Consider the following 2142-nt stretch of genomic DNA (forward strand, 5'->3'; position numbering starts at 1 on the left):
GCGTCCCTGTGTAGCACCTTGCAAGTGCATTGTTATTAATACAGGTATTTTGCCTGAACAGCACAGAGGGCGCTCCTTTCAGTTCATTCTGTCTTACTTCTTCAGATCGTTAAGCGGGACTTAAGGGTAATCCGGACATACTGTTCCTTACCCGTATCACTGTTATGCAGACGATAAACTTCACCAATCTCTGGCAGGGTCTTCTCTTCTCGCTGAATGCCCACAATGCTGCGTTGCCCCACCAACTGATCACCCAGCAGTTCGAAGCTGGCTGAGGTGCCGGGCACCACATAGGCTTCGATTCGATCCCGGGCAGCATTGCGTTCATCGACCTGGCTGTCCGTATTGAACAGCAGCACACTGACATTGTCGTCATCCGGTGCGTCGGTGAGGATGATATGACTGCCCAGATAAGCATCATGGTTATCGGTGCTGATGCCAATGTAGGCTTTTCGCAGAGCCACATCTCCGATGGTCCGGTCAATCCGGGAGATGTCCTGGAACAGGTTATTGACATTGCCGTCGATCACCACATTACCAGTGGCTCGACCACCGCCGTCTTCCTCATCACTGAGACGCTGGCTTTCGAAGAGTTTTACATCGTTGTTATTGATGGCCATCCGTAGCTCCTCTGTTCATGATATAGCTTACTGCCTGTAGAAATCTGATCATCTAATCAGTATGCTGCTGGCTAGATAATTCCTTGTTTTTCCGGTGCAAGATTTTTTATCAAAGAGGCAAGAAGCCCTATTTAGTCGTCAATGGATGTATAAAAATGAACACCTTACCTAACACAACAAAAAACCAGATTCTGCACAAAATTGACAATATTGGAGCCCTGACCGGCATCGGCGTGGTGCTGAACCGGGACGACTTCCCTGAAATTCTGCGCAAACCAGCCTCGGAGATGTGTCAGGCAGCGGGCGATTACCTAGTCATTGATGTCACCGCCAAACCACCCGTTGATATGGCAAAAGTCTCCAAAGAAGCTGGCCTCGCTGTCATCAATTGTTCAGCAGCAGTTATCGCCTCACTGGTCACTTTTGGATCAGCGGCTACTTCTCCTTTTACCGGTGGTAGCAGCCTGGCATTAACCTCGATTGGCTATGCGGCCACGGCGGCAACAGCTGGAAGTTGTGTTAATTCAGTGCTGCGAACGGTAAACGAATACAAGAACCCGAATAAAAACTCAGTCTGGGATAACTCACCTGCTTATCAAACCACCATGAAAGTATTGGATGGTGTCTCTCTGGTTGGTGTTGGCGCTTCAGCCATTGCTACGATTCGGGTTATGGGCATTCTGGGGAAGGCAGGTATTAGCTTGAGATCAGCCAGAAAAAGTGTTTTAAACCGGCAGGAAAGGTTACGGCTGACTCGTGAAATCCATAAAGCCAATCGCCCCAATGCTACCCATAAGGAAATCAAGGCACTACTGCGCTCCAGCACTCTACCCAGACGAATGAGTCCTCAGGTGTTGTCTGCTGGCGCTGTACTGACATTGCGTGATTCCATTGCCGCCAGCCTGTCTTTCCTTTCCAGTGCCCTGGATGGCCATGTTCGTAATACAACGATTTACTTGGTCAGAGGGGTGAATTAAGCATGTTGGGAAGTTTTTCATATGTTTTTCTATGTATAGCTATGACATTGAGTCTAGCTCCCATTCTTGATTTACTGGAACTCAAACCAATGACCGAATTTGCAATATCTTTGAGTATTCCAATACCTCCCCTTTTTCTAACTGTGAAAGCGGTCAGAGGAAAAAAATGGTCATTACCCGTTATAGCCCTCTCAGCAGTTATATCCACCTCATATCTTACTTGGGAATTGCCCGCAGGTATTTACTTTTGGCTAGTCAGCCTGACCTTTTGCGGCATAGCCTTTTATTGCCATGTTCGATTAATTGCTCGGGGGTTGAAACAGCAAATTGAGGAGCCTCTGTATTCGGGCAAAAAGAACTGATCATTCAACAGTCAGTAGTCTGACAATCAGGCTGTAATGATAGTCGTCATCTGGATAGGCATGAGGCATAATCTGTCGAGCTTCAATGGGTGAACCTGAACGATCAAAGATCACTGAATACTGTCGCAGGTCGGGAAGCGTGAGTGTCATCTTCTTATTGGCGATCCGGGATAGCGCTAACAG

General features: G+C 47.7%; 3 protein-coding genes. 1 reads left to right on the forward strand and 2 read right to left on the reverse strand.

All coding sequences use genetic code 11. The features are described from left to right. Nucleotides 1-101: 101 nt before the first annotated feature. On the reverse strand, nt 102-620 hold the full coding sequence (locus tag ACR2PX_RS15680) for a hypothetical protein (protein WP_434000293.1): 519 nt from the start codon (nt 618-620) through the stop codon (nt 102-104). Between the two features lie 155 nt (nt 621-775). Here ACR2PX_RS15680 and ACR2PX_RS15685 point away from each other — a divergent pair, with 155 nt between their 5' ends. Continuing rightward, nucleotides 776-1597, forward strand: coding sequence for a hypothetical protein (locus tag ACR2PX_RS15685; protein ID WP_434000294.1), 822 nt, complete (start codon nt 776-778; stop codon nt 1595-1597). A 362-nt stretch (nt 1598-1959) separates the two neighbouring features. On the opposite strand, the gene ACR2PX_RS15690 is transcribed toward ACR2PX_RS15685, so the two are convergent. Then, nucleotides 1960-2142: hypothetical protein (locus ACR2PX_RS15690; RefSeq protein WP_434000295.1), on the reverse strand; the 183-nt coding region annotated here is incomplete at its 5' end.

Origin of the sequence: Endozoicomonas sp., assembly GCF_051008435.1 — a bacterium.
Lineage (GTDB): Bacteria > Pseudomonadota > Gammaproteobacteria > Pseudomonadales > Endozoicomonadaceae > Endozoicomonas_A.

Excerpts from the sequence above, each read along its gene's own strand:
- ACR2PX_RS15685 (WP_434000294.1), top strand. The coding sequence starts at position 776 with ATGAACACCTTACCTAACACAACAAAAAACCAGATTCTGCACAAAATT.
- ACR2PX_RS15680 (WP_434000293.1), bottom strand. The coding sequence starts at position 620 with ATGGCCATCAATAACAACGATGTAAAACTCTTCGAAAGCCAGCGTCTC.